At 66.1% G+C, this 1,258-nt stretch carries 1 protein-coding gene; it reads right to left on the reverse strand.

What is annotated here, in order from left to right:
• Window positions 1-1,233, reverse strand: a 1,233-nt coding sequence (locus AYO52_RS16745; RefSeq protein WP_067719978.1) for an IS1634 family transposase, incomplete at its 3' end; no start/stop codon positions are given.
• Window positions 1,234-1,258: the final 25 nt, after the last annotated feature.

Below are 1,258 nucleotides of genomic sequence, written 5' to 3' on the forward strand. Positions count from 1 at the left end.
CAGGTCGGCCTTGGCCATGCGGAAGGACTGCTCGACCTTCCAGAGGTCGTGATAGGCCGCCACGACGGCATGGCCGTCCATCGCGGCCGGGGCGATGTTGGTGACATACCCCTTGTAACCTGCAGATTCGCGGGCCCGCTGGATCGAGGCCTCGTCCAGGATTACCTTCTGGTCGGTGACCTTGACGAACCGCTGCTTCTTGAGTGGTTCTGCCCGGTCGGCCACGCGTTGGGCGCGGTCGATCTGCGCGTTCAGCGTCCGCCGGTCTCGCTTGGCCCGCTCCCATTTGTAGTGCCACACCACCCGCCGGTCTCGCCGGTCCCGGCCCTGTCCCATTGGGCGGATCAGCTCCACGACGCCGTCGTCGGCAATCACGTTGCCGCGGCGGCCGAAGTGATCCTCAAGCTCCTTGGGCGCCTTGGAGGTGCGGGAGCCGACGATGAACGACAGGCCCGCATCTTCCAGCGCATTGAGGTTGGCCGCCGACAGCATGCCGGCATCGGCTACCACGACCATGTCGCTGATCTGGTGGCGCTTCTGAAAGGCCGTGATGACCGGGATTAGCGTCTTGGTCTCTGCCTTGTTGCCCTCGAAGACGTGCACGTCCAGCGGGAACCCGTCCCGGGCCACCAGCAGGCCGACGGTGATCTGCGGGTCGACCTTGCGCTCTTTACTCATACCGACTTTGCGCAGGTCATCTTCTTTTTCTGCCTCGAAGTACAAGGTGGTCAAGTCGTAGAGCACCAACGCGACACCGGGGCCTCCGGCGCGGTTGACGTGGGCCCAGCAGGCGGTGGCGATCAGCGCGCGGTAGTCCCGGCCGACCACTCGCTGTAGACAGTTGTAGAGCGTGTTGACGTGCGGTGGTTTCGTCCCCAGTTCGCCCAGGACCCGAACCGAGTCCAACTTGCTGGTCGGCTCCACCGCACGGCACAGCACCAGGTCGCGGAACACCGTATCGCCCACCACGTCGAAGCCGAGCCTGGAGTACGTACCGGTCAATCCTTGCCACAGGATCCGCGCCGTGGACTGCTGGATCCGCGCGGCTGTCGCTGCCGGCACGTCGATCACCGCGGCGCCGCACTCGCTCAACTCCAGGTCTAACGCCTGCTGATCGCCCTGGATGCGCTGCTTGGCGACCTCGATCAACGCCGCCAACTCGCCGGGGGTGTGAGCCGAACCGAGGTGCTCGCGCACCACCAGCCGGCCGCTGACCCACTCGACCAACTGCACGCCCGTGGCCCCCGACCCCGTCGGC

Origin of the sequence: Dietzia sp. 111N12-1 (genome assembly GCF_001658045.1) — a bacterium.
Lineage (GTDB): Bacteria > Actinomycetota > Actinomycetes > Mycobacteriales > Mycobacteriaceae > Dietzia > Dietzia kunjamensis.